21 protein-coding genes are annotated in these 22,655 nt (G+C 61.1%); 12 read left to right on the top strand and 9 right to left on the bottom strand.

Annotation, left to right across the window (positions count from 1 at the left end):
• Positions 1–29 precede the first annotated feature (29 nt).
• From V3587_RS11430 to V3587_RS11410, 5 genes are all read left to right on the top strand, one after another.
• Positions 30–1,055, top strand: coding sequence for an AraC family transcriptional regulator (locus V3587_RS11430; protein ID WP_283376526.1), 1,026 nt, complete (start codon positions 30–32; stop codon positions 1,053–1,055).
• 110 nt (positions 1,056–1,165) lie between these two features.
• A complete protein-coding gene (locus V3587_RS11425; RefSeq protein WP_021332374.1) occupies positions 1,166–1,576 on the top strand; it encodes a VOC family protein in 411 nt (136 codons plus the stop codon).
• Between the two features lie 180 nt (positions 1,577–1,756).
• Positions 1,757–2,896 carry a serine hydrolase domain-containing protein gene (locus V3587_RS11420; protein ID WP_235172251.1) on the top strand — a complete coding sequence of 380 codons (1,140 nt, stop codon included), beginning with the start codon at positions 1,757–1,759 and terminating at the stop codon, positions 2,894–2,896.
• A gap of 103 nt (positions 2,897–2,999) precedes the next feature.
• A complete protein-coding gene (locus tag V3587_RS11415; protein WP_166810754.1) occupies positions 3,000–3,848 on the top strand; it encodes a mycofactocin-coupled SDR family oxidoreductase in 849 nt (282 codons plus the stop codon).
• Positions 3,845–5,305: an MFS transporter gene (locus V3587_RS11410; protein WP_283376527.1), complete on the top strand. Its 1,461-nt coding sequence runs from the start codon at positions 3,845–3,847 to the stop codon at positions 5,303–5,305. Before V3587_RS11415 ends, V3587_RS11410 begins: the two co-directional genes overlap by 4 nt.
• A 30-nt stretch (positions 5,306–5,335) precedes the next feature.
• Here the strand turns inward: V3587_RS11410 and V3587_RS11405 are convergent, their stop codons facing one another.
• Complete coding sequence (locus tag V3587_RS11405) at positions 5,336–6,898, bottom strand: glycoside hydrolase family 71 protein (protein ID WP_095970914.1); 1,563 nt, start codon at positions 6,896–6,898, stop codon at positions 5,336–5,338.
• Positions 6,899–7,338: 440 nt separating this feature from the next.
• Between V3587_RS11405 and V3587_RS11400 the strand changes: the two genes are divergently transcribed.
• The 3 genes from V3587_RS11400 to V3587_RS11390 are packed head-to-tail and all read left to right on the top strand — an operon-like array spanning position 7,339 to position 9,734.
• A complete protein-coding gene (locus V3587_RS11400; RefSeq protein WP_095970915.1) occupies positions 7,339–8,295 on the top strand; it encodes an ATP-binding cassette domain-containing protein in 957 nt (318 codons plus the stop codon).
• Complete coding sequence (locus V3587_RS11395; RefSeq protein WP_003945537.1) at positions 8,292–9,092, top strand: ABC transporter permease; 801 nt, start codon at positions 8,292–8,294, stop codon at positions 9,090–9,092. The genes V3587_RS11400 and V3587_RS11395 overlap by 4 nt, the downstream gene beginning before the upstream one ends.
• Positions 9,093–9,122: 30 nt before the next feature.
• A complete protein-coding gene (locus tag V3587_RS11390) occupies positions 9,123–9,734 on the top strand; it encodes a TetR/AcrR family transcriptional regulator (protein WP_283376528.1) in 612 nt (203 codons plus the stop codon).
• 11 nt (positions 9,735–9,745) lie between these two features.
• On the opposite strand, the gene V3587_RS11385 is transcribed toward V3587_RS11390, so the two are convergent.
• Positions 9,746–10,540: a putative protein N(5)-glutamine methyltransferase gene (locus V3587_RS11385; RefSeq protein ID WP_283376529.1), complete on the bottom strand. Its 795-nt coding sequence runs from the start codon at positions 10,538–10,540 to the stop codon at positions 9,746–9,748.
• Between the two features lie 215 nt (positions 10,541–10,755).
• Between V3587_RS11385 and V3587_RS11380 the strand changes: the two genes are divergently transcribed.
• Complete coding sequence (locus tag V3587_RS11380) at positions 10,756–11,916, top strand: lipase family protein (protein WP_283376530.1); 1,161 nt, start codon at positions 10,756–10,758, stop codon at positions 11,914–11,916.
• Positions 11,917–11,926: 10 nt separating this feature from the next.
• Here V3587_RS11380 and V3587_RS11375 read toward each other — a convergent pair whose 3' ends face one another.
• The gene (locus V3587_RS11375) at positions 11,927–12,493 is read right to left on the bottom strand and encodes a TetR/AcrR family transcriptional regulator (RefSeq protein WP_095970919.1); all 567 of its coding nucleotides are present in this window, start codon (positions 12,491–12,493) and stop codon (positions 11,927–11,929) included.
• Between the two features lie 95 nt (positions 12,494–12,588).
• On the opposite strand from V3587_RS11375, the gene zapE reads away from it, so the two are divergent.
• Entirely contained in the window at positions 12,589–13,560 is a 972-nt protein-coding gene (zapE, locus tag V3587_RS11370; protein ID WP_124568896.1) for a cell division protein ZapE, read from the top strand.
• Here zapE and V3587_RS11365 read toward each other — a convergent pair.
• A complete protein-coding gene (locus V3587_RS11365) occupies positions 13,547–14,296 on the bottom strand; it encodes a helix-turn-helix domain-containing protein (RefSeq protein WP_283376531.1) in 750 nt (249 codons plus the stop codon). The two genes, zapE and V3587_RS11365, sit on opposite strands and share 14 nt — an antisense overlap.
• On the opposite strand from V3587_RS11365, the gene V3587_RS11360 reads away from it, so the two are divergent.
• A complete protein-coding gene (locus V3587_RS11360) occupies positions 14,271–15,116 on the top strand; it encodes an ABC transporter ATP-binding protein (protein WP_235171274.1) in 846 nt (281 codons plus the stop codon). The genes V3587_RS11365 and V3587_RS11360 overlap by 26 nt on opposite strands.
• Entirely contained in the window at positions 15,113–16,420 is a 1,308-nt protein-coding gene (locus tag V3587_RS11355) for an FtsX-like permease family protein (RefSeq protein WP_283376532.1), read from the top strand. Before V3587_RS11360 ends, V3587_RS11355 begins: the two co-directional genes overlap by 4 nt.
• 18 nt (positions 16,421–16,438) lie before the next feature.
• Here V3587_RS11355 and V3587_RS11350 read toward each other — a convergent pair whose 3' ends face one another.
• The 5 genes from V3587_RS11350 to V3587_RS11330 all read right to left on the bottom strand — a co-directional run bounded on the left by V3587_RS11350 (position 16,439) and on the right by V3587_RS11330 (position 22,602).
• Entirely contained in the window at positions 16,439–17,287 is an 849-nt protein-coding gene (locus V3587_RS11350; protein WP_283376533.1) for a sterol desaturase family protein, read from the bottom strand.
• Between the two features lie 81 nt (positions 17,288–17,368).
• On the bottom strand, positions 17,369–18,178 hold the full coding sequence (locus tag V3587_RS11345) for a PE-PPE domain-containing protein (RefSeq protein WP_095970923.1): 810 nt from the start codon (positions 18,176–18,178) through the stop codon (positions 17,369–17,371).
• A 188-nt stretch (positions 18,179–18,366) separates the two neighbouring features.
• A complete protein-coding gene (locus V3587_RS11340; RefSeq protein WP_283376534.1) occupies positions 18,367–19,554 on the bottom strand; it encodes a serine hydrolase domain-containing protein in 1,188 nt (395 codons plus the stop codon).
• Between the two features lie 142 nt (positions 19,555–19,696).
• Positions 19,697–19,984, bottom strand: a complete 288-nt coding sequence (locus tag V3587_RS11335) for a MerR family transcriptional regulator (protein WP_020906139.1) — start codon at positions 19,982–19,984, stop codon at positions 19,697–19,699.
• An 854-nt stretch (positions 19,985–20,838) separates the two neighbouring features.
• Positions 20,839–22,602 carry a cholesterol oxidase substrate-binding domain-containing protein gene (locus tag V3587_RS11330; RefSeq protein ID WP_095970925.1) on the bottom strand — a complete coding sequence of 588 codons (1,764 nt, stop codon included), beginning with the start codon at positions 22,600–22,602 and terminating at the stop codon, positions 20,839–20,841.
• Positions 22,603–22,655: the final 53 nt, after the last annotated feature.

Below are 22,655 nucleotides of genomic sequence, written 5' to 3'. Positions count from 1 at the left end.
TTCCCGGACCCTGGTGCGATACTCGAATCATGTTCGAGGATGCCTTGCTCATCGACGCGGCCGGCCGGCCCACCATGCAGCATCACCAGGCCTTTTCTCGGGACTGGGACCGTATCAAGGAGTGGTCCGACAACATCTACATGCCCTACACGGTGACGCCGATCGGAAGTCGGTTGAAGCCGGCTTCGGACATGTACTCCGCGGCGGTCGGCAAGATCGACGTCACCAGATTCTGTTACGGAATTCCGGTCTCCGTCGGTGAATGTTCGCCTGAAGCCGGAAACATTCTGGTCCTGACGACGATCAGAGGCAACGGTCGACATGCTCTTGGCCGGGGCGCTGCGGCAAATACCGGAGTGGGGGAGACCTTTGTCGCAGACTGCAGTCGGACCGACTATTTCGTCGAATTCGACGAGGACCATCTGCAGCTGAATCTCACTGTGCCGCATCAGCTTGTCGCTGACCATGCCCTGCAGTGGTACGGGACAGTTCCCGACGACCGTCTCTGGCGGCACAAGTGCACCATCGGCGGGCGTGGCTCGAGTTGGCTCGCATTGATGGACTACGTTGTTCGCGCGATCGCAGAGTCGCCCGACGCGATGTCGGGCGAAAGGCTCGGTGCCAGGGTTCAAGAACTCATTACGGCTCAGCTTCTCGACGAATGGGCGACGCAGGCCGGGTTGCAGCTCGGCGTCGACGTCGCTTCTGCCGAACCGGCCTACGTGCGATCGGCAGAGGAGTACATCGATACCTTCGCTCGCTCGGTGCCGACGGCATCGGAGATCGCGGCTGCGGTGGGTGTCAGTGTCCGGGCGCTCACTGCGGGATTTCGACGGTACCGAGACACCACGCCGGGGCAACGATTGCGCGCGCGCCGGCTGGAGGGGGTACGCAGCGAACTGTTGCGTTCCGATGGGAAAACCGTCTCGGAAATCGCCAACGCCTGGGGCTACGTCAATCTGGGCATGTTTGCGGCCGCCTACCGGAAACGGTTCGGAGAGTTGCCTTCCGAGACTCGTAACCCACTCCGAGGGCAGTTGTTTGAACGGTCATGACGATCGGTTTACGCACTGGATGAACTGCCGCGATCCGTTGTTTCGTGTCGGAGCAGTCTGCAAGGATTGAAATCGAACGTGACAGCTATCCAACGAGCTAGGAGTACGTCATGGCAACTCGACTTAATCCGTACATCAGCTTCAACGGCAATGCCCGAGAAGCGTTGGAGTTCTACAAGGGCATTTTCGGTGGCACGCTGGCGCTGAGCACGTTCGGTGAATTCGGCAATCCCGGCGAAGGCGGGGACAAGATCATGCACGGAATGCTCGAAACCGATCAGGGATACACCCTGATGGGTGCCGACACTCCGCCCGGCATGCCGTACAACCCCGGCGACAACATCACAGTCAGCCTCAGTGGCGACGACGGCGATGTGCTGCGCGGGTACTGGGAGCAGTTGTCGGGAACGGGTACGGTCAGCGTTCCGCTCGAGAAGCAGATGTGGGGAGACGAATTCGGCTCCTGTACAGACAAATTCGGCATTTCCTGGTTGGTGAATATCGGAGCGCCCCAGAGCTGATTCCAGGCTCTGCCCGGTTCTGCCGAAACGAGACAGTTTTCCTGCCGTTTCGAGGCAGAACCGGGTGTGTGATCGCCGTTACATTCTGTTCGACAAGACAAGTTGCAAGTCGGATGGAGAAATGCAGTGACGATCGAAGATATTGCGCGGAAGCCCCTTTCGAAGCAGCGCCTCGACGACGTGCTGGCGCGAGCAACTCAGGGGGCCGATCGCGTCCCGGGTGTGGTTGCGATGATCACGGATCGAGAAGGCAACATCTACGAGGGTGCTGCGGGTGAGCGGACACTAGGTTACGGCGTTCCGATGACCCTCGATACAACCTTTGCGCTCTTCTCCACAACCAAGGCGATCACCGGTACTGCTGTCCTGCAATGTGTGGAGGAGGGGTTGCTCGATCTCGATGCACCTGCAGCGACCTATGTTCCGGACATCGGTGAGCTGAAGGTCCTGGACGGTTTCGACGCCGGCGGAAACCCTGTTCTTCGGGAACCCAAGCGCGACATCACCACTCGCATGCTGCTCCTTCACACTGCTGGGTTCGGCTACGACTTCTTCAACGAGTCGTACAATCGGCTCTCACAGGAACATGGGCAGCCCAGCGTGATCACGTGCAGCAAAGCGGCGCTCACGACACCGCTGCTCTTCGACCCGGGTGAGAAGTGGGAGTACGGCACCAACATCGACTGGGCCGGACAGGTCGTCGAGTCTATTCGAGGTCAACGACTCGGCGATGTCATGCGCGAGCGCATCTTCGAACCGCTCGAGATGACGGATACGGCATTCACGATGAGCCCGTCGATGAAGGATCGACTTGCACCGATCCATCAGCGCGAGAGCGACGGAAGCCTCACTCCGCTCATTGGATTCGAGCTTCCGGCCGAACCCGAGGTGCACATGGGTGGTCACGGTTTGCACGGCACTGTCGGCGACTACATGAAGTTCATTCGTATGTGGCTGAACGACGGCGTGGGCACTTCGGGTCGCGTGTTGTCGTCGGAGACGGTAGCTGCAGCCGTTCAGAACGGGCTCGAAGGCCAGCACGTGGGGTTGTTGCCCGGAGTTCTCCCGACACTGTCCAACGATGCGGAATTCTTCCCCGGTGTACCCAAGGGATGGGCATACTCCTTCATGACCAATGAAGAGGTGGCACCCACCGGTAGGCCGGCCGGATCGCTGGCTTGGGCGGGTCTGGCCAACCTCTATTACTGGATCGACCGGCAGACCGGCGTCGGAGGGTTCTGGGCAACGCAGATTCTGCCGTTCGCGGACGCTGGATCCATCAACGGATACCTGGAGTTCGAGACCGCCGTTTACCAGTGATCGGCTAGATTCCCGCTGTCCGGGATCGACTGTTTCTTTCGGGCGGGTTCGGAGTACGCATGCAGTACAGCGCACGCTGGCATACGACGAACTAGGAGACGGCATGAACAGCCTCGAAGGCAGCTTCGAAGGAAAAGTTGCACTGATCACCGGCGCCGCACGCGGTCAGGGGCGCGCCCACGCTATCGCATTCGCGGAGCGTGGCGCGGACATCGTGATCTGCGATCGGTGCGAGAACAGTGATGTCGTCGCCTACCCCCTCGCAACCGAGGAGGATCTGAAGGAAACCGTTCGTTTGGTGGAAGCCACGGGCCGCCGGTGTATTGCAGTCAAGGCCGACACGGCTGATCGTCAAGCAATGGACGCGCTCGTTGCCCGCGCGGAATCGGAATTCGGCCGCGTCGACATTGCAGTCGCGAATGCCGGTGTCTCCGTGCCCGCTCCGATCACGTCGATGACGTCGGCACAGTGGAACGAAGTCATTTCGTCGAACCTGACCGGTGTGTTCAATACCGTTGCGGCCGTGTCAGGTGGAATGGCGGAACGTGGCTACGGTCGCATCATCACGATCTCCTCGATGATGGGTCGATCCGGTGGCACCCAGATGGCGGCGTACGGCGCCTCCAAATGGGGCGTCATCGGTTTGACGAAGAGCGTCTCACTCGAACTGGCCAACTCGGGTGTGACCGTGAATGCTATTGCACCGGGAAATATCTCGACGCCGATGATTCACAACGACATGATGTACGCAATGATGCGGCCTGACCTCGAATCGCCGACGGCAGACGACGTCGAACCTGTGTACGCGACTCTGCACGCGCAGCCGATCGGTTGGCTGGATCCCTTCGAGATCACGCGAGTAGTCCTGTTCCTCGCCGCCGACGCGAGTGCCCACATGAGTGGCATCGTGGTTCCTGTCGACGCCGGAGTAGCCGCTCGCTCGAACGCTTGACGGACAAGACTGTTCGCGCGAAAGCGCGGACCGGGTGGGTCGTCGGCGTCCTGAGTCTGAGCGGTGTGGTGGTCGCGCTGCAACAGACCCTGGTGGTGCCGGTCCTGCCTGCGTTCGCGACGGCATCGGGAGTTTCGTCGGCCACCGCCTCCTGGCTGGTGACCTCGACGTTGCTGACCGGTGCCGTCGCGACCCCTCTCATCGGCCGGCTTGCCGACATGTTCGGCAAGCGGGCGATGATGCTCGTCTGCCTTGCCGTGATGATCGTCGGCTGCATCGTTGCGGCGCTCAGTCAGAGTTTCTGGCTCCTGATCCTCGGACGTTCGTTGCAGGGCTTCGCGACGGCGCTTCTGCCCGTCGGAATCAGCATCATGCGCGATGTCCTTCCTCCGGAAAAGCTCAGTGGTGCAGTCGCGCTCATGAGTGCGACCCTGGGGATCGGCGGCATGTTCGGCATGCCGATGGCCGGGGTGATCTCGGCGCACTGGGGACTACCCGTGCTCTTCTGGGTCACTGGTGGATTCGGGGTTGTACTGATAGTCGTCTTGCCGCTGGTGGTGCCGGAATCGGCTGTGAAGAGTCGCGGACGCTTCGACTTTCTAGGAGCCACAGTCCTCACACTCGCCATGACGGCATTTTTGCTGGCCGTCTCGAAGGGAACCGAATGGGGATGGGCAAGCCCCGAGGTTCTGGTTCTGATCGCGTCCGGTGTGGTCTTGCTCTGTGGATGGATTCCGTGGGAACTGCACACGCCGGCACCGTTGGTCGACCTGCGGACTTCCCTTCGTGCTCCGATTCTGGTCTCGAATGTCTGCGCCGTATTACTCGGTTTTGCCATGTTCATCAGCGCGTTGGCGGCAACACAGGAACTTCAGTTGCCCCTGGCGTCGGCGGACGGTCTCGGACTCTCGGCCGCCGAAGCCGGGCTTGCGATGATGCCGGGGGGAATCCTGATGATCGGGTTGGCACCGGTGTCGTCGAAAGTGACGAGACGATGGGGAGCGAAGGCTACGTTGGCGTCGGGTGCGATCGTCATTGCAATCGGCTATGTCTTGCGTGTGCTGTTGGCGCCGACGTTGGTCAATATCGTGATCGGCGCTGCCGTGGTATCGGCCGGTGTGGCATTTTCCCTGGCCGCCATGCCGACCCTGATCACCGAATCTGCACCGATCCATCAGACTGCCTCGGCCAACGGATTCAACAGCCTGCTCCGTTCGGTCGGTACCTCCACCGGAAGCGCCGTTGCGGCAGCGGTATTGGCCAGTTCGACGGTGGTGATCGGTGCGAGCACTGTGCCGACTCTCCATTCGTTCGCGGTCTTGTACTGGATCGGAGCGGGCGTATCGGCGCTGGCCGCCGCGGTGACGTTGGCGGTGAGGGTGGAGCGGACGGGGGCGGTATCGCTGCCCGAGTTACCAATTGCAGCTGAAACCGACGGCGCAACGAAGATCGGGTGAGTCGACGGACTTACCCGATCTTCGTCACCGTTATCTCCGACTGGAATCGACCAGGTACTCGAGATTCTGGTTGTACGGTGTGGCTGTCACCGATGTGTGAGAGCTGACTTTCGCGACTTCCGTCGCACCGCGAACGACTGTGGTTTTGACAGCACCAACCTTCAACGGTGCTATGCAGCTGCTCATCCCGGCCGGGGCATTGCAGGTGGTTGTCGTGGTTCCGACCGTCACTTTGACGACCGCAGGCGCGGTCAAGAAGGAAAGGACTTCGACGGTATCGCGAGCGGGGGATGACCATTGGCGCAGTGTCATAGGGGCAGCAGAGCGATTGACGGGGACCGCGGAGACCAGCTGATTGCGATAGACGAGATACGCGGTGTCACGGACAATTGCAGGTGAGGCGCCGGTGCGGAAGGTGTACAACCCGTAGGAACTCATGTCGAGCAACGCGCGTCCGTGGCCGACGCTGGGCGCGAACGACGTTCCCTCGCTGTAGTCGTTCCAGGTGACGAGTTGTACCCATTCGCTGTTGGACGCAATCGCGATCTGCCACATGTTCTGCAGGTTCTGTGAATTCTGTGCCTCGTCGTAGATCGACTGACTTGGACGAACATCTTGGAAGGCGACTGGTTGCATCCATATCTTTCCCAAGGAGTGAGCGGCGGCGGCAAGTCCCATCGGAGAGTTCGGGTTCGATCCCGAGAGCGGGTTTCCTGCCGGATTTCGGTTACCCCAATTCGACATCCCGTAGCTGATCGATGCAAAAGAATTCCGGTTGGCTGCGGCGTCGAGGAAAACCGGAACAAATGCCACATTTATTCCGTAAGAATTCTTCATAATGGTGATGAACTCCGACCACCAGCCCGCAGTCTTGTTCTCGGCAAGGAATGGAGATATCACGAGCCGTCCGTCGTTCAATTTGAACGATGATGCCATGGTCGAATAAGGTTTCATCTCTGCTGCCATTTGAGCTGCGGTCATGTTTTTGAACGCGCCGTTCATATCAGGCATGAGCATGATCTTGAAATTCGGATCGACTGCCGCGGCCGCTTTGATCAGGGCGGTGGGCACGGTGGAACCCCACCAACTGGTGTCGGTTGCCTTGGCGATGATGTCGACGGAGAATCCGTCGATGCCCGCGGCGATTGCCGAACGAACTTCGTTTTCGAGGTCGCGTTGGCGCCACTGAGCATCGGCGATGGGTTGCCGCGGTGTCGGCCGGTCACGGAGGAATCCTCCGTAGCGAACGTGCTTGTTGTTCTCGCCGTTGACCGTAAGATATTGCGTCGCATAGTAATCGCTGGACGGATTCGCATTGTCGATCGATACCGGATAGGGCGGGAAGTAGTGAGCGAAGACCAACTTTCCGTTGAGTGCTGACTTGGGTGGAATGTCGAAGGGCAGCGCTGCAGATTCAGGATTCGCGGAGAGCGAGGTCGGCGTGTACGTCGGCGCGGAGCGTGATTGTGTGTTGTATGCGGCGATCAGTGCGGCCACGACAATCACGGCCAATGTGAAGCAGATGGTTTCGAAGGAATATTCCGCCGTTTTTCGGATCCACGGAGTTCGGATGTATCGAGTTCTGATACTCATGCCACAGTCAGCCTTTCTTGATCCCCCGAAGTGTGATTCGTCCCCGCATGCACTGAATCGGTGATTCAATTCTTTTCGGCCTCTGCCTGATTCTGAATTCGAGATTTGACACCATATGTCAACCGTCATCGGCCCGAGTGTCACTTGCTGTACGAGTGTAACGCTGCCGCACCCATCGTGAATACCCGAAAGTGGTCTTGGTTCAAGAATTTCGGGTTTTTCTTTCCGGTGTATATCCGTCGAAAGGTTGGTGAAATTTTTCGGCTGTATTGGACAGGACTGGGACGTGTGCTCTGTTCCGTACCTCGTGACCGAAAGGCACCGGCGAAACCAGGGAGGTGATTGCAGCCCGGCATCTGACGAAATTTCCTGGAATGTGTCGGCCTCCTGGGTCACACTGGGGAACGGACTACCGACGGACAACCGACGCGGGAGGGCTCATGGCCGAAGCGATAGTGGCCGAGGGGTTGGTCAAGAAGTACGGCGACGTCACGGCATTGGACGGTATCGACCTGGAAGTGCGCGAGGGTTCGGTGATGGCACTGTTGGGTCCCAACGGTGCCGGAAAAACCACCGCGGTAAGGATATTCACGACGCTGCTCATTCCGGACGGTGGTCGCGCCGAGGTTGCCGGGCTGGACGTGGTCGAGGATGCGCGGGCGTTGCGGTCGAAGATAGGTGCTTCTGGCCAATATGCCGCGGTCGACGAGTACCTGACGGGCTACGAGAATCTGGACATGGTTGGGAGGCTGTATCACCTCGGCGCCCGAAGCAGTAAGGCCCGAGCGCGTGAATTGCTCGAGCAGTTCGATCTTGTCGAGGCCGGAGATCGGCCGGTCAAGGGCTATTCCGGTGGAATGCGGCGACGTCTCGATCTCGCGGGCGCATTGGTTGCTCGGCCGCAGGTGTTGTTTCTGGACGAGCCGACCACCGGCCTGGATCCTCGGGCGCGCCTCGGTCTCTGGGATGTCATCGAAGGGTTGGTGGCGCAGGGGACAACACTGTTGCTCACGACGCAATACATGGAAGAAGCAGAGAGGCTGGCCGACCAGATCGCGGTCATCGACCGCGGCTCGGTCATCGCGCGCGGTACCGCAGATCAGTTGAAGGCGCGGGTCGGGGGTGAGCGCATCGAATTGAGCGTGCACGAGGTCGAACATCTCGACATCGTGCGAGAGGAATTGCGCTCGCTTGCCGTGGGGGACATTCAGGTTCAAGAGAATGTCCGTCGCGTCACTGTTCCTGTCGACGACGGCACCGATGCCTTGGTTGCGGCGCTCAACCTTCTATCGGCACGCGGCATTCGGGTGTTCGACGTCGGACTTCGCAGACCCACCCTCGACGATGTCTTCCTCACACTGACCGGGCACCAGGCTGAACTGGAGGATCAGAAATGACCGTGCAGATGGCGCTCGAAGACGGTTTGACCATCGCCAGGCGAAACTTGATCAAGATCAAGCGCGTTCCGGATCTGCTGGTGTTCACCACGTTGTCGCCGATCATGTTCGTGCTGTTGTTCGCCTACGTATTCGGCAGCGCGATCTCCGTCCCGGGCACGTCGTATCGAGAATTCCTGATCGCCGGAATCTTCACGCAGACAGTCATATTCGGTGCCACCTGGACTGGTCTGGGGATGGTCGAAGACATCCAGAAAGGAATCATCGACAGATTTCGATCGCTGCCCATGGCTCCGTCTGCCGTGCTCACCGGCCGAACGTCGAGTGACGTGTTGATCAACGTCATCAGCTTGGTGGTCATGTCGTTGACCGGTCTTCTGGTGGGGTGGCGCATTCATTCCAGCTTCCTCGAGGCGGTCGCAGGTTATGCGCTGCTGCTGTTCTTCGCGTACGCGTTGTCATGGGTCATGGCTGTTGTGGGGCTGTGGATCCGGACGCCGGAGGTCTTCAACAACGCGAGCTTCATCGTCATCTTTCCGCTGTCGTTCATCGCGAACACTTTTGTGGAGACCACCAACCTTCCCGGGCCGCTCAAAGTGATCGCCGAATGGAATCCGGTGTCGGCGGTGACTCAGGCGGTCCGTGAATTGTTCGGCAATACCAATCCTGCGATGACAGTTCCGGATGCGTGGCCACTTCAGAACCCGGTCATCGCGTCGTTGTTGTGGACTTTCGGTTTGCTGATCGTCTTCGTGCCGTTCGCTATTCGTCGGTATCAGAAGGCAGTCAGCCGCTGACCTGGTGGTTCCGGCCGGTAGGGTGAGTATGTGCCGGAGCCCGAACGCATCGACAAACGCAGCCTGAGATACGCCGGGCGACGTGAGGAGTTGCTCGACGCGCTGACCCGCTACGTTATCGACAACGGTGTCGGGGAACTGACGGTGAGGCAGCTCGCCAAGGCCGTGGGTGTGTCGCATGCGTCGTTGCTCAACCATTTCGAGAGCAAGGAGAATCTGCTCTCCGAGGTCATCGAGAACATGCGTGGTGAGTCCATTCCGATTGCGGTCCCGATGAAACCGGGGGTCGATCCGGCGACAGTGCTGACCGCGTGGTGGACCGAACGTACGACGCCGGAGGTCCTGCCGCGGTTCCGAGTGATGGTCGAGATCTACGCCCTCGCGCTCGGCGATCGTGAACGCTACGGACGGTTCCTGGATCGATTCGTGGGCGATTGGATCGAGGCACTGGAAGCCGGTCTACGGCAAGCGGGCTGCCCCGAGGACGATGTTGCCTCTGTCGCTACTCTGTTGCTCTCGCAAATGCGGGGTCTGTCGATGGATCTTCTGGCCACGGGGGATCGGGCCCGCGTCGATCGTGCGTTCGGGCTTTTTGTCGACGGCTTTGCCGCCCGCGCTCGGGAGTGGTCCACGCCTGCATGATCCGATCGCCTTCAACACTGACCGATCACCACAGTTGACGCGGTCTCACTGTAGGTTGCTACCCGCGTGAGAAACCCTCCCCGAGTAAAGGTTTCGACGGTCATCTCGACTTGCTCCGTGCTTGACTCGACGAGCAGATGACCGCCCGGTCGTAGCCACGGCACAGCATCGGCGATGATGCGACGCTGTAGGTCCAGGCCGTCGGCGCCGCCGTCCAACGAGACGCGCGGTTCGTGAAGTCGCGCTTCGGGCGGCATCAGCCGGATCGAGTCTGTGGGGACGTAGGGCGCATTGGCGACGACGACGTCGACACGACTGCGTAATTCCGTCGGCAGTGGGCCGTACAGATCGCCTTCGAGTACACGCTCGGGGGGTGTGATGTTTCGGCGAGCGCACCGCACTGCGGCCGGTTCCACGTCTACCGCGTACAAATCGACGGCGTCGAGCGTCGACTGCAGGACAGCACCGACAGCTCCTGAGCCGCAACACATGTCGACGACGACGCTTCCTGGGGTGACAAGTGAGCAGGCCTGCCAGGCGAGGAACTCGGTGCGCCGGCGTGGGACGAAGACTCCGGAGTCGATGTGAATGCGCAAGCCGCAGAACTCGGCCCATCCGAGGACAGACTCGAGTGGTTCGCCGGCAACTCGTCGATCGATCATCGCGTCGAGTTCGTCGCGAGAGCGTGCAGTGTGGAGAAGTAGGCGAGCTTCGTCTTCGGCGAACACACAGCCTGCCGCTCGGAGGATCGCGGCCACCGAATTCTGCTGCGACGGGGGGAACGTCGGGAGATCAGGCGCTGACATGAGAGAGCCCTTCGGCCTCCTGAACTCGCGGGGGACCTGCATGTATAGAACACCGCCACCATACCGGAGCAGTCGCGTGACAACGGGAAATGTGGAGCGGGAATTTAGATTGACCAATTGGTAAGGCTGTTCTAAGGTCTGAACTCGATCGGCTGGCCGATGTGGGGCTGATCGCCACATACGGCACTGTCAACGCAATAGGTAGGAGAAGGCACGTGAGCAAGCGGCTGTGTAGAACGCTCGTCGGATTGGGTGCGAGCGCGTTGGTGGCGTTGACCGTCACCGCACCGGCCGCGGCGGAATCGAAGAATGCCCCCGGCGCCGTGGTGGGCCAGGAGTCGCTCGGTGCGGATCGGGTCATCCCGGGTGCTGTGAGCGCAACGAAGGTGACGTACTGGTCCACGGGTCCGAAGGATGCACCGATGACGAGTAGCGGTGTGGTGTATCGCCCCGAGGGGGCTCCGCCCGAGGGTGGTTGGCCGGTCATCTCCTACGCGCACGGAACGGTGGGTGTCGCGGATCAGTGTGCGCCGAGCAATAGCGTTCCGCTCGAGCGGAACGCGACGCATCTCGGTCACTGGCTGGAGCAGGGATACGCGGTGGTGGCCACCGACTACGTGGGACTCGGAACACCCGGTGTTCACCCGTATCTCGACGGTCGTTCCGCTGCGCACAGCGTTGTGGACATGGTGCGTGCTGCTCGTGCGGTCGACGGTGACTTGTCGAGCGAATGGGTTGCGATGGGGCAGTCGCAGGGCGGGCAGGCGACTATGTTCACCGCTTCGCTTGCCACTGATTACGCGCCGGAGTTGGACTACCGCGGCGCAGTCGCCACTGGTGTCCCCTCGAACATCGAGAATCTCCTACCGCTCGGCGGTCCGGCCTTCCCGGCGCTTCCGCTCAAGGGTACGACGGTCTACATCGCGAACGTTCTTGACGGACTGCGTGCTTCGTGGCCGGACATCGACATCGACTCGTATCTGACCCCGCTCGGCAAGACCATCCTCGACGACGTCGAGAACAACATGTGCTACACCGAGGCGCGCGCGAAGTACGGAACCGTCACGCTCGGGCAGGTGCTGACGAAGTCGCTGGACAATCCGGTATTCATGGAGGCTGCACGTGAACTGCTCACCGTGCCGACCTCGGGATACGACCGCCCGTTCTTCATCGGTCAGGGACTCTCGGATATCGATGTTCCGGCACCGCTGACACTGAAGTTCGCGGCTGACCTCGCTGCAAACGGTGTGGACTTTGCATTCCATACCTATCCCACTGATCATCTGGGAACCGTTCCGGCTTCGGTTCCAGACAGCACTCCCTTTGTTGCGGCACTGTTATCCGGTCAACGACCATGCACCGGAAGCCTCTGCTGAACAACGTCTTTCAGTTGGCGTGAACTCCGTGCAGGTAGATGTCGATCGGGATCCTGAGCTGCCGAACGGTTTCGGTGGAGCGAGGATCTCGGCTGCGTGATCCGAGGCAGTAATCGAAGATCAAGCCCTCCAGAAGGCTCAGGAAATTGGCGGCAGCGACGTCGGGATCGTCGACGCCGATGGTTTCGAAGATGGGTATTGCCTTCTCCAGCGAAAACAGACTTCCTTCGAGGAGTTGGTGCAATGTCGAATCTCGGGGAGTCTCCAGGAGCAGTGCATATCGCGCGATCAATTCGTTTCGGCGTTGCGAGAGAAGATCGTCGAGATACTCGGCCGTCAGGGTGGCAGGGTCTCCGTGGCTTTCGAGTAGTCCACTGAAAGTGGAACGCGATCGTTGCACGATGTGCAGTGCGGTCGCTTCGAGAAGTGCCTCGCGAGTGCGGAAATAGTAGGACGTCGAACCGGCGGGAAGTTCCAGGGACTGATCAACCGCCCGATGGGTGAGTGCACGCGGGCCCTGCTCGGCGATGATCGTGACGGCGGATGCCGCGATGAGAGCTCTGCGGTCGGGCTTCATGTCGTTCCTTGCTGCTGATGGTGCGTCGTGAGGGTCACATTGACTCGATTTGCTTTCGATCACTAGCCTCGACTCTACAGACGTAGAGGAGTCTAATGCTACTGGACGAAGAGCAGTTGGCGGCACGTGAAGCTCTCGATGCCCTGCGGGTCCGGATATCCGGCGGTGAGACCGGGGGCGGGATCTATCTCTGGGGAAGCGTCGGCCGCGGGAAGACGATGCTCATGGACGAGTTCTACGACAGCATCCCAGTCGGCAAGCGGCGCATTCACTTTCATCGGTTCTTTGCAGACCTGCACGCACGGGCGCACGAACTCGGGTCGATGGGTTCGGCGTTGGACCACGTCGTAGACGGAATCCGTGTGCTCTGCTTCGACGAGTTCCACATCGACGACGTTGCCGACGCAATGTTCATGGCAAGGGTTCTCGACACAATCGTCGCGAAAGGTGTGACTGTTGTTGTCACGTCCAATGTCCCGCCGACCGAGCTTCTTCCGAATCCGCTTTTTCACGAGCAGTTCGTTCCGTCGATCGAGTTGATCGAGTTGACTCTCGAGGTGATCGAGTTGGGTGGCTCTATCGACTACCGGACCGCAGGACAACCAAGTGCCGGGGACTACCGTTTTGCGACAGGAGAATTCCTCGTCGACTCGGAAATTGTGAGGCCGTCGAGTGAGGGTGTCGAATTGACGATCGGTACACGCACATTGGCGTGCTCGGCGATTCGAGATGGTGTCGTGTGGTTCGATTTCGCGGTGCTGTGCGGCGGTTCGACCTCGGCCGCCGACTACCTCGAGCTTGCCTCTCGCTTCGACGACTGGGTGATCTTCGGGGTCCCAGTTCTCGAAGAAGCATCGGAATTTGCAGTCCGCCGCTTCGGTAACGTCGTCGATGTTCTGTACGACGTCGATGCGCGGCTGACGGTGTATGCCGACGCTTGCGTCGAAGAAGTAGCAGGCAGCCTCCGGGACGTGCCCGGGTTGGCGCGCCTCTACAGTCGTCTGTCGCTACTGGCGAGGACGGAGACGGACAGCGTTGGTTCAGGGAGCAGCATCAATTCCAGGTGAGATCGCCGGTCGCAGCGCTGGGCGTGAGCCCGAACATGCTGTGGCAGATGCGGTTGAGGTGGGCGCTGTCGGTGAAACCGGCCTCGTGGGCACTGGTTGTCAGACTTGCGCCACTGCTCATAACTTCCATGGCGCGCCGTAGCCGCAACCAACGGATGTACGTCGAAAAGCTCATCTGCAGTTGATCGTTGAAGATTCTTCCCAAGCGTCCGGACGAGATGGAGACCCGCGCGGCGGTGTCCGCCAGCGTGATCGGCCCCGAAAGGCGCTCGGGCAGTATCGTCAGAGCATGTTCGAGCGCAGGGTGAAGATCACGTAGGTTCGACGGCTGTTTGCCTCCGGACAGTGAATCGACGAGCCTCGCTGCGTATTCCAGATCAGAATCATCGCCACGGTCGGTCATCGCCACGGCTGTCCGTCCACGATTCGACCATTCGGCCACACCGCCGAGGTCGGATTCAGGCAGCTGGATGCGTCGGCCCATCCCGATAGTGGAATCGACATAGATCGCCCGTCCTCGCGCGCCTTCCGAGGCGGACAACGAGTGCACCGCCCCTGACGGAATGACCACGGATCGCACGACTTCCCTGTGGCCGTTCCCGTCCGTGACCGTGACCACCCCGTCGTCGACGATCATGATCTGAACAGCGGCATGCGCATGCGTGTGTGCTGACCCGACGGCTCCGGCGAACATGAGAATGCCGGGCCGCATGTGGACGTCACCGGACCAGGTCATGCCGGAAATCATAGTGACGACCCTGACAGGCCTCGGGGTCCGGTCATCCTCCGGTAGGACCGTGGGCAGTTCGAAGATCGTGCGCTGGGCCGATGTGTCGGCGAGGGGTCCGCGAGAGGCTGTACTCATGAACAACGCACAATCACCCGCAGTCTTGTCGGTCCACTCGCTGGGCAAGTCGTACGGCAATGTTCCGGTGCTCCGTGGTGTGTCGCTGGAAGTCCGTGCGGGCACTGCCACGGCGATCATGGGACCGTCAGGATCGGGTAAGTCGACGCTGCTGCACTGCATGTCAGGAATCGTGAAACCTGACTCAGGCGCAATCATGTTGGGCGGTAGACATATCGAAAACCTCGGTGAGAACGATCGAAGTCGACTGCGGCGTGAGTCCTACGGGTTCGTCTTCCAGTCGGGTCAGCTGTTGCCGGAGCTTCCGGCGATCGAGAACGTCGCTTTGCCTTTGGTGCTCAACGGTTTGTCCATCGCGGAAGCGAAGAGGACGGCGCACGGTTTCTTCGCACCTTTGGGTCTGGAGGGATTGCAGGACCGGCGCCCAGGTCAGATGTCGGGAGGACAATCCCAACGTGTCGCGATCGCCCGAGCGTTGGTGACCAAACCTGCAGTTCTGTTCGCGGACGAGCCGACCGGTGCCCTCGACGCACAGACAAGCTGGGAAGTGATGAGAGTGTTGCGTGACTCTGCGCAACAGATCGGTTCGGCATTGGTCGTCGTCACTCACGACGCCGAGGTCGCTCGCTGGTGTGATCGTACGATGACGATGCAGGCCGGTTCGCTCGTCGGGACACAGGTGGCGGCATGAAGGCCACAGCGCGTGTCGCCTTGATGACGGTGCGAGGCGAGGGACGAAAGGCGTTGAGTACCTTCGCGCTCCCCGTATCGGCCTTTGCCGCGTCGACCACCTTGCTGCTCACGGTTCTCGGTGGTTACGGTGCCTTTGCCGGCAGAACGAGTGAACCCGAGTCGGAGGCCTATCTTGCGCTCGCGGGGGTTGCGTCGGTGCTGATGATCGTCCCGGCGATCACTCTCGGTCTGGCGGCGGCCCGCTTGGGCGCCCGTCGCCGAGACGAACGTCTGGCCGCGCTGCGACTCATCGGATCCACACCTCGTCAGATTGTTGCGCTGTGCGCTGCGGAATCGGGTGTCCAGGGCTTGGCCGGTGCGTTGATCGGCGCGCTGGGGTACTTCCTCGCGTTGCCGGTCGTGGCGCTCTTGCGATTTCAAGGTCGCACCTTCGAGTGGGGTGAGCTGTGGGTCGGCGCAGTTCCTCTGGTGGGCATCGTATTCGGAATGACCGTACTGGCGGCTTTGACGTCGATGCTCGGTATGCGTCAGGTGTTCGTGAGTCCGTTGGGAGTCACGGCGGGCAATCCGAGTGCCGCGCCGAAGATGATCTTCGCTGTCGCGGGCGTCGGGGTTCTGTTGGGATGGAGTGCATTCGGTGGTGCCGCGGCGAGCATCGCGGCAATTCTGGTGGGACTTGGTCTCTGCTTCGGCGTTGTTGCGCTGGTCGGTCCGTTCGTCATCTCGTTGCTCGGACGGATCATGCTCCGATTCGCGAGGGACGGTGCTTCGTTGATCGCGGCACGTCGGGTCCTGGACAACCCGAAGGCCGTGTGGCGCACGGTCAGCGGTGTGACGATGGCAAGTTTTGTTGCCGCCGGCACGTCTTTGCTCGCAGCGATCGGCAACGGAGAGGGTCAGGAACTGCAACCGGGACAGGAATTCTTGTTCGCCGACATGAGAACCGGTGTGTTGTTCACGCTCGGAGCAACGTTCACGTTGGCAGCTGTCTCGTCTGCACTCACCCAGGTATCCGGGATCCTCGACAACCGCGAGCTCTATCGGAGTCTGACTCTGGCCGGCACACCTGTCGAGGTGATGGACAGTGCCCGCATGCGTCACGTTCGCACTCCCGTGATCGTAATGGCGCTGGCCGGCGCCGGCGCCGCACTGCTGTTCCTCTTCCCGCTGGCAGGGGCAGTCGTACTGACCACTCCGATGGCACTCGTTCAGTTGGGCCTCACCCTGGCAGTGGGGATTGCGTTGGTGTTGGCCAGTGCGTTCGCAGCCAAGCCCGTCATGCGACGGGTACTCGCGGGCTGAATCTCGACCCTTTGTCCGTCAGGTCTGTTTCCGGAACGGTTCCGCCAACTGGCCGAGGTAGTCGTCCGGGTAGTCGGGCTTGGCCGCCATTCCGAGATCGTCACTGCTGAAGCGCTTTTCCGGATCGAAAGAATAAGTGCGGAACAGGTGATCCCAGATCAGAGTGAACAAACCGAAGTTGACGTCACCGATTCCAGCCCACTTCAGGTGATGGAATCGGTGGCCGGCGTTGAGCGCGAGGATCGGACGGAGAGGGCCGATGCGGTAATCGGCGTTCGAATGCTGAAGCAGGAGTTGGACAGCGACGCAAACCGCGAGCGCCGAGGCAACTGGAACGGGCATCCCGAGGAGGATCAGTGGCAGGACGCCGCCGGCGGTTTCGAAAGTCTGATGCACGGGGTGCTTCATGAGTCCGTTCATACCGTAGAACCGTTCGAGGCTGTGATGAACCGCGTGGAAACGCCACAACCATCCAACCTTGTGGCTGATCAAATGCACTACGGTGATGCCGAAATCGGCAACCAACACTGCGAAGACAACCTGAACGACAAACGGAAGACCGCTCGGCCACAGACCGTCGAACGGAATCACCGCGGCCATCGACGGAATCACCGCGACGCTGACCAAGATGAGGGATTCGTTGACAAACGCATGGACAGCGTCGCGAAACCTGTCCGGTCCCGGGGCATTCCACGAAGATTCGTAGGGAAGCGCCCGTTCGGCCGCGAATGAGCAGACCACAGCGAAGAGAATCAATGCCACCAGTGACCATTTCGGCGCGCCGGATGCCGCCAGCGCGATTGCGGCTCCGTTGATTCCCAAGAGCATGAACGGGACGTACCCGTATCTGACGATGAAGGTGAGCATGTGATCGATGGTGCTCGATGCGGTGGCTCTCGACTTGTACGAATCGGTCGACTTTCAGTCAGCCGAACAAGCGCTGTCGCGTTACTTCGTCAGCACGGTGGTGAGTGCAGCGGTCAGATACGGAGTGATGTTCTCGACGACCCGCGTCACGATCGCAGTGGCAATGTCAGCGGGTTGCAGAGGTACCGACGGTGTCTCCGGCAATGCCGGGGCAGCAGGCGGAGCGGGCTCGGACATCATCGGCGTATAGGTGTTGTGCTTCGTGAAGTAGCCGAAGACCGAATCCACGAACACCTCGGGAGCATCACGCGGCTTGGGCATGTTGCAGATGCCGTCACCCTCGATGCAGACTTCCCGTACTGCGATGTCGCCGAATCCGCCGCGTGCTCCGGACATCGTCGCTCCCGGAACGACATTGGGCACTACGGTTTCGATGCCCCCGGCCGAGTTGCGAGGGTCGGCGTAGAGGACGCCTTCGACTTGCGACTGCGGAATGGATCCGTCGCGTGCGATGTCACCGAGCACGTCGCCGGCAATCCGCGCTCCCTGCGAGTATCCGGTGACAACGATCTCGCTGCCCGGGCACTGAGCGTGGAATGCGTTGACTTCGGTGCGAAGTGTCTGGGCGCCGGCGGCAACGCTCTGGTCGTACGTCTGATCGCCGAGCGGCCAGAAACTGGCGGGGTAGGTCACCGGCTTGGCGGCATAGCCCTGGGCCACGTAGCGGTCGGTGACTGGTTGTGTCGTTTGTCCTGTCGGATCCCACGTTCCGCCGACCGCGAATACCGCACCGGCCGGGCACGACCCACCGTCATTCGGGTCCGCTCCGGCAGGCACCGACATCACAAGAGTCACCCCCGCTGTGACTGCAACCGTGCATGCCACTGACATCGCGTATTTCCTCATCGGGCAGGTCCCCATCTATCTACGTTCTCGTTCACTGGCGAGACAACCCGCGGTCCGACGCGTTTCGTTCGGTACTGAAGAGAATGGTGATGGGGCGATAAGTCCTGGAGGTAATCCGTGCGTAAACAGGAAGTTGCCGACCGGCGCTGTTTACTACCAGCGTGTGTGGGGCGTCACGGTGTCGGTACCTGCGGCGGGTGATCCGGCTCGAGGAGGGTTCCGATCTCCTTCCCCATCGACACGGCGTTGTTGAGGTCCGCGTTGGTTGTCGGCCCGAGTGTGGCGTAGACGACGATCGTCGTCTTCGAGTCGGGGTAGTACAGCGCAAGACCGTTGTAACCGCCGTACGACGGGTTCATCACCAGCCAGCCGTCGAGGTGCCCGGTCCCGAAGGAAAAGAACTTGTCCGCCGTCATACTTCCCAAGCCCGCAGTCGTCGGCGCCATCTGTTGCTCGAAAGCCTTGTCGGAGAGCAACTCTCCCGTTCCGAGTGCGCGAACCCACCTTCCGACGTCGGCGACAGGCGCGTTCATGTTTCCGCTGTGCAGGAAAGCAGTCGGATTCCAGAAGGTGGAGTCTTCGAACACTCCGCGTTCATTGGTGTAGCCGTGCAGGATCGGTTCGTCCATCTGCGGCGTGAGCACAACGCTGCTGTTATCCATCCCGAGTGGATCGAAGACGCGCTGCTGAAGTAGGTCACCCAGCGGTTTTCCAGTCGCTTTCTCCATGACGTCGCCGAGCAGCGTCAGGTCGCTGTGCGCGTACGCCCAACTGGTGCCGGGTTCGAACAGAGGTGGACGAGAGTTGGCAAGATTCAGGATCTCCTGAGAAGTCCAGCCCTTCATCGGATTGTCCGTGAAGAGTTTGAGGAACTGTGGATCGGTCACGTAGTCGGAGATGCCCGACGTGCTGTTGGCCAGCATTCGCGGAGTGATGGTCTCTGCGCGTGGAAAGTTCGGTTCCCACTTCGCGATCGGTTGATCGAGAGGAAGCGTTCCCTCTTCGTCGAGCTGCAGCAGGACTGTCGAGAGCATCGGTTCCATCGGCTGGCCGACGCGCAACTGCATGTCGGTTGTAGCCGGAACTCCGATAGGGGACTCTCCGACGGCGCCGAGAGCAACCTCGTCGTCGCCCCGCCATACACCGAACACCGCGGCACTGAGGCCCAGGTCGGCCACCTGACGGCGGACGATGTCCGCGATCTCGGTGGATTCCTGACTGCTCGCGGTGCTGGGAGTTGCGCTGTTCGTGTTTATTGCCGCGTCCTCGTCGGAACTGCACGCAACGGTTGCAATGGCAACGGTCAAGGTGATCGACAGAGCAGCCAGTCGCACCCGGCGGCGGTGGTGGGAGGAATTCATGCCTGCGATCCCTTCGATGTGGAAATCGAGCAACCGACGCCGAGCAATGTCCCAATTGTCTGAATTTAGCAGTTCGAAGGGGGAGTGAACAGATTGACGGTCAGGGGCGACTGCTACTCCCAGTGCCTGATCACGTCAGTCCTCAGTCTGGCGTCGCGTCCGATTCCGCTCGTCGGTCCTGCGCTTGCTGAAGCTCGGCGTTGATGCGACGAGCCTCGGTGAGTTGGTCTTCGAGGATGATGATGCGGCAAGCCGCGTCGAGCGCCGTGCCATTGGCTACAAGTTCGTGCGCGCGGGCCGCGATGCGCAGCTGGTAGCGGGAGTAGCGGCGATGTCCGCCCTCAGAGCGTTGTGGGGTAAGCAGTTTCGCGGCATCGAGGCTACGAAGGAAAGCTTGTCTGACGCCGAGGATCTCGGCCGCATGTCCCATGCTGTACGCAGGATAGTTCTCGTCGTCGAATCTGCCGGAGGGGTCCCCCGGTGGTGTATCTGCCGGAATGGCTCGCTTCTTTCGCTGAACGGACGGGGCCCCCGGCGCGAGGTGCGCCGGGGGCCGGATGGGGTTGAACTTACTTACATAACTGCATTCTTTCGAACTTCCGGACTCGCACAAGACATCCGGTAGCCGCTTTGAAGGGGGGTGCCGGGTCCGACTGCACACTCACACACGAATTCGGCCCCGGCACGTCCCTGCCCTGCGGTACTGCTTGCGGGTAGTTCATCTCTCCCGCATCTCTTGACTCGTTCCTTGCTACGAGAAAAAAGATACAACAGCCCCGCGAGAATGTCTACCCTGACCGCTGTAGATATTTTGTTGCGAACTTTCCAGGTATCGATGTTCAGGAACGACCCGCTCACCGGGGGTGAGAGCGCTCCGTGTGAGTCGTAGGAGATGGATCTGGGACAATGCTCCGATGCGAAAACCCCCGAAGTCCGAGTCGTTGTTGCGTGCCCGCGCGGAGAGGGAAGAGCGCACCGGCTCCTCCGAGCAGCCCGGAGGAGGCGCGTCGAGCCCCGGAGAGGACTCGTCGTCGTCCGAGCCGGGGGCACGCAGCGACAGCGCCACGATTCGGTCGGCTAGATCCGAGCTCTCAACTCATGCCAGGGCAGTGGAAAGTATGCACGAGGCGATCCATCCTGATCGCGATTGAGTCGGGCGCCTGGTCGGCATGCGGAGGGCTTTCTCATGTCCGTCGCTCCAACGCACTACGGCCGCCGCACTCCCGAATGCTGGGAGTGGCGACGACCGTCGAGTTGTCAGAGCGTGTAGGTGGTTCGTGAACCTCAGGGCAACAACTGGTCCAGGAACGTGTTGCTGAAGACCTTGTGCGGATCCAACGCGTTGAATGCGGCGTTGGCGGTGTCCCAGTTGTCGCTCGATGGGACGCCGTCGCGGTAGGTCTGGGGGAGGCCCTGGGTGATGATCGGGGTGTCGGTGTACGGCTTGTCGGGGCCGAACGCCCAGCCCTTGGACCACTCGGGGCGGAAGGTGGCGTCGTTGTTGTTGTAGTGATTGCGCATCCACTGTTCCATTTCGCGGTAGAACGCGAACATGCCGGGGGTTCCGGGGACGCCGAGGACGTTGAGCCAGATGGCGGTGTCCCACTCCGGATGGTCGGGGCGGGGGCGCATGGCCGAGATGGTGGGGGCGCCTGCCGAGTCGACCTCGACCTCGGACGGTTGATCGAGGCCGCAGCAGCGGATTTCGACGGGGCCGTTGAGGGGGAACTGTCCGATGGAGCGGTAGTACTCCATGCGGCCGTTGAACCACTGGGTGAAGTCGTGGATGACCTGGCCGATATTGGCGCGGGAGGTGATGACGGCGCCGCCGCCCTCGGTCAGGCGCAGGGTGGTGGCCCGGATGTAGAACTGTACGTCCTTGGACCATCCCCAGAGGTCGTTGGAGAAGGTGGCGGCGAGTCCGGCAACGGTGGTGGCGTACATGATCTGGCCGAATGCCGGTGCGATGCCCGGGTTTCCGGCGTTGATCTGGCCGATCATGTCGGTGACCGGCTCCGGGAGGTTGTCGGAGAAGATGTAGTTGTACGGTCCGGTCACCTCACGCGAGAACGGCGGCTTGGTGGGGGCAAGTGACCACACCTTCATCCACGGGCGTTCTGTGAAGGGGTACCAGATTGCTTCTGCGCGACCGTTTTCGCGGACGAACTTCTCGAAGGTTCGTCCGGACGCGCCGCGGGCGCCGAAGAGTTCCTGCCAACCGATGTCGGTGTGGCTGACGCAGCGCATGCGGTAGTTGGGAGCGGCTTGCAAGGTGACGGAGGTGAGGAAGGTGCGTCCGAGGTGAGTCAGCAGCGGCTTGATCGCCGCGTCGCTACGTGCATACGTCTTCAGTGCGTATTCACTACCGTTCCAGACCACCGCGGTCAGGGAGGTGACGAGGTTGGAGAGTGAGCCGAAAGTCTGTCCGGGAACATGCGCTTCGCCTTCGGCGGGAAGAGCTGCGCCGTGAGCGTCGACGGCGAGGCAGCCGGCGATGGTCAACACACCGGGCGCCGGCAGGTTCGCGAATCCGAGGCCCTGTGCCTGCAGTGCGGTGGTGATGGCGTCGAGGGTCGCGCCGGGTCCTGCGGTGACGGTAGCCGGGCTGCCGCCGGCGTTGACGGAGACGCCGGTGAGGTGGACTGTGGTGTCGGCGAGGATGACCTTGTCGACCGGCGCGCCGTTGACGATGGTCAGCGGTGTCCAACCGTGCATGGCGCCGCGGGGGCGAATGGTGTAGCCGTTGGCGTGTCCCCAGTTCGCGAGGCGGACTACGTCTTCGGGCGTCTTGGGCGAACAGGTCCAGATCGCGTCGAGCATGATCTCTTTGGACCAGTTCTGATATGCCTGCTGGTACAGCGCGATGCCTTCGGGGAAGGCAGGCGGCGGCGTGAGGGTGGAGACGGGACCACCCGCGGAGCCGGAGGAGCCGGCGGGGACGGCATAGGCGGGCGTCCAGCCGGCGAATGCAGTCGCTGCCACGGCGCCGGCTCCAGCCGCCATGAAACCTCGTCGGGACAGTCGGAACTTTTCGTCTTGTGCCGTCATCTTCGGGCTACTCCATCGGGTTCGAGAACTGCGGTGAGTTCTAACAGGTGGGT

Source organism: Rhodococcus sp. IEGM 1306 (assembly GCF_036541985.1).
In the GTDB taxonomy this organism is placed as follows: Bacteria; Actinomycetota; Actinomycetes; order Mycobacteriales; family Mycobacteriaceae; genus Rhodococcus_F; species Rhodococcus_F qingshengii.
This window is presented reverse-complemented; position numbering and strand designations above follow the sequence as displayed.

Bases quoted from the DNA above. Each gene is read 5' to 3' on its own strand.
- V3587_RS11365 (WP_283376531.1), bottom strand. From the start codon at position 14,296: ATGACCTGGTCCGGTGACGTCCACATGCGGCCCGGCATTCTCATGTTC.
- V3587_RS11350 (WP_283376533.1), bottom strand. From the start codon at position 17,287: ATGCTCACCTTCATCGTCAGATACGGGTACGTCCCGTTCATGCTCTTG.
- V3587_RS11425 (WP_021332374.1), top strand. From the start codon at position 1,166: ATGGCAACTCGACTTAATCCGTACATCAGCTTCAACGGCAATGCCCGA.
- V3587_RS11360 (WP_235171274.1), top strand. From the start codon at position 14,271: ATGTGGACGTCACCGGACCAGGTCATGCCGGAAATCATAGTGACGACC.
- V3587_RS11415 (WP_166810754.1), top strand. From the start codon at position 3,000: ATGAACAGCCTCGAAGGCAGCTTCGAAGGAAAAGTTGCACTGATCACC.
- V3587_RS11330 (WP_095970925.1), bottom strand. From the start codon at position 22,602: ATGACGGCACAAGACGAAAAGTTCCGACTGTCCCGACGAGGTTTCATG.
- V3587_RS11345 (WP_095970923.1), bottom strand. From the start codon at position 18,178: ATGTCAGTGGCATGCACGGTTGCAGTCACAGCGGGGGTGACTCTTGTG.
- V3587_RS11335 (WP_020906139.1), bottom strand. From the start codon at position 19,984: ATGGGACATGCGGCCGAGATCCTCGGCGTCAGACAAGCTTTCCTTCGT.
- V3587_RS11375 (WP_095970919.1), bottom strand. From the start codon at position 12,493: ATGAAGCCCGACCGCAGAGCTCTCATCGCGGCATCCGCCGTCACGATC.
- V3587_RS11400 (WP_095970915.1), top strand. From the start codon at position 7,339: ATGGCCGAAGCGATAGTGGCCGAGGGGTTGGTCAAGAAGTACGGCGAC.
- V3587_RS11385 (WP_283376529.1), bottom strand. From the start codon at position 10,540: ATGTCAGCGCCTGATCTCCCGACGTTCCCCCCGTCGCAGCAGAATTCG.
- V3587_RS11395 (WP_003945537.1), top strand. From the start codon at position 8,292: ATGACCGTGCAGATGGCGCTCGAAGACGGTTTGACCATCGCCAGGCGA.
- zapE (WP_124568896.1), top strand. From the start codon at position 12,589: ATGCTACTGGACGAAGAGCAGTTGGCGGCACGTGAAGCTCTCGATGCC.
- V3587_RS11355 (WP_283376532.1), top strand. From the start codon at position 15,113: ATGAAGGCCACAGCGCGTGTCGCCTTGATGACGGTGCGAGGCGAGGGA.
- V3587_RS11340 (WP_283376534.1), bottom strand. From the start codon at position 19,554: ATGAATTCCTCCCACCACCGCCGCCGGGTGCGACTGGCTGCTCTGTCG.
- V3587_RS11405 (WP_095970914.1), bottom strand. From the start codon at position 6,898: ATGAGTATCAGAACTCGATACATCCGAACTCCGTGGATCCGAAAAACG.
- V3587_RS11430 (WP_283376526.1), top strand. From the start codon at position 30: ATGTTCGAGGATGCCTTGCTCATCGACGCGGCCGGCCGGCCCACCATG.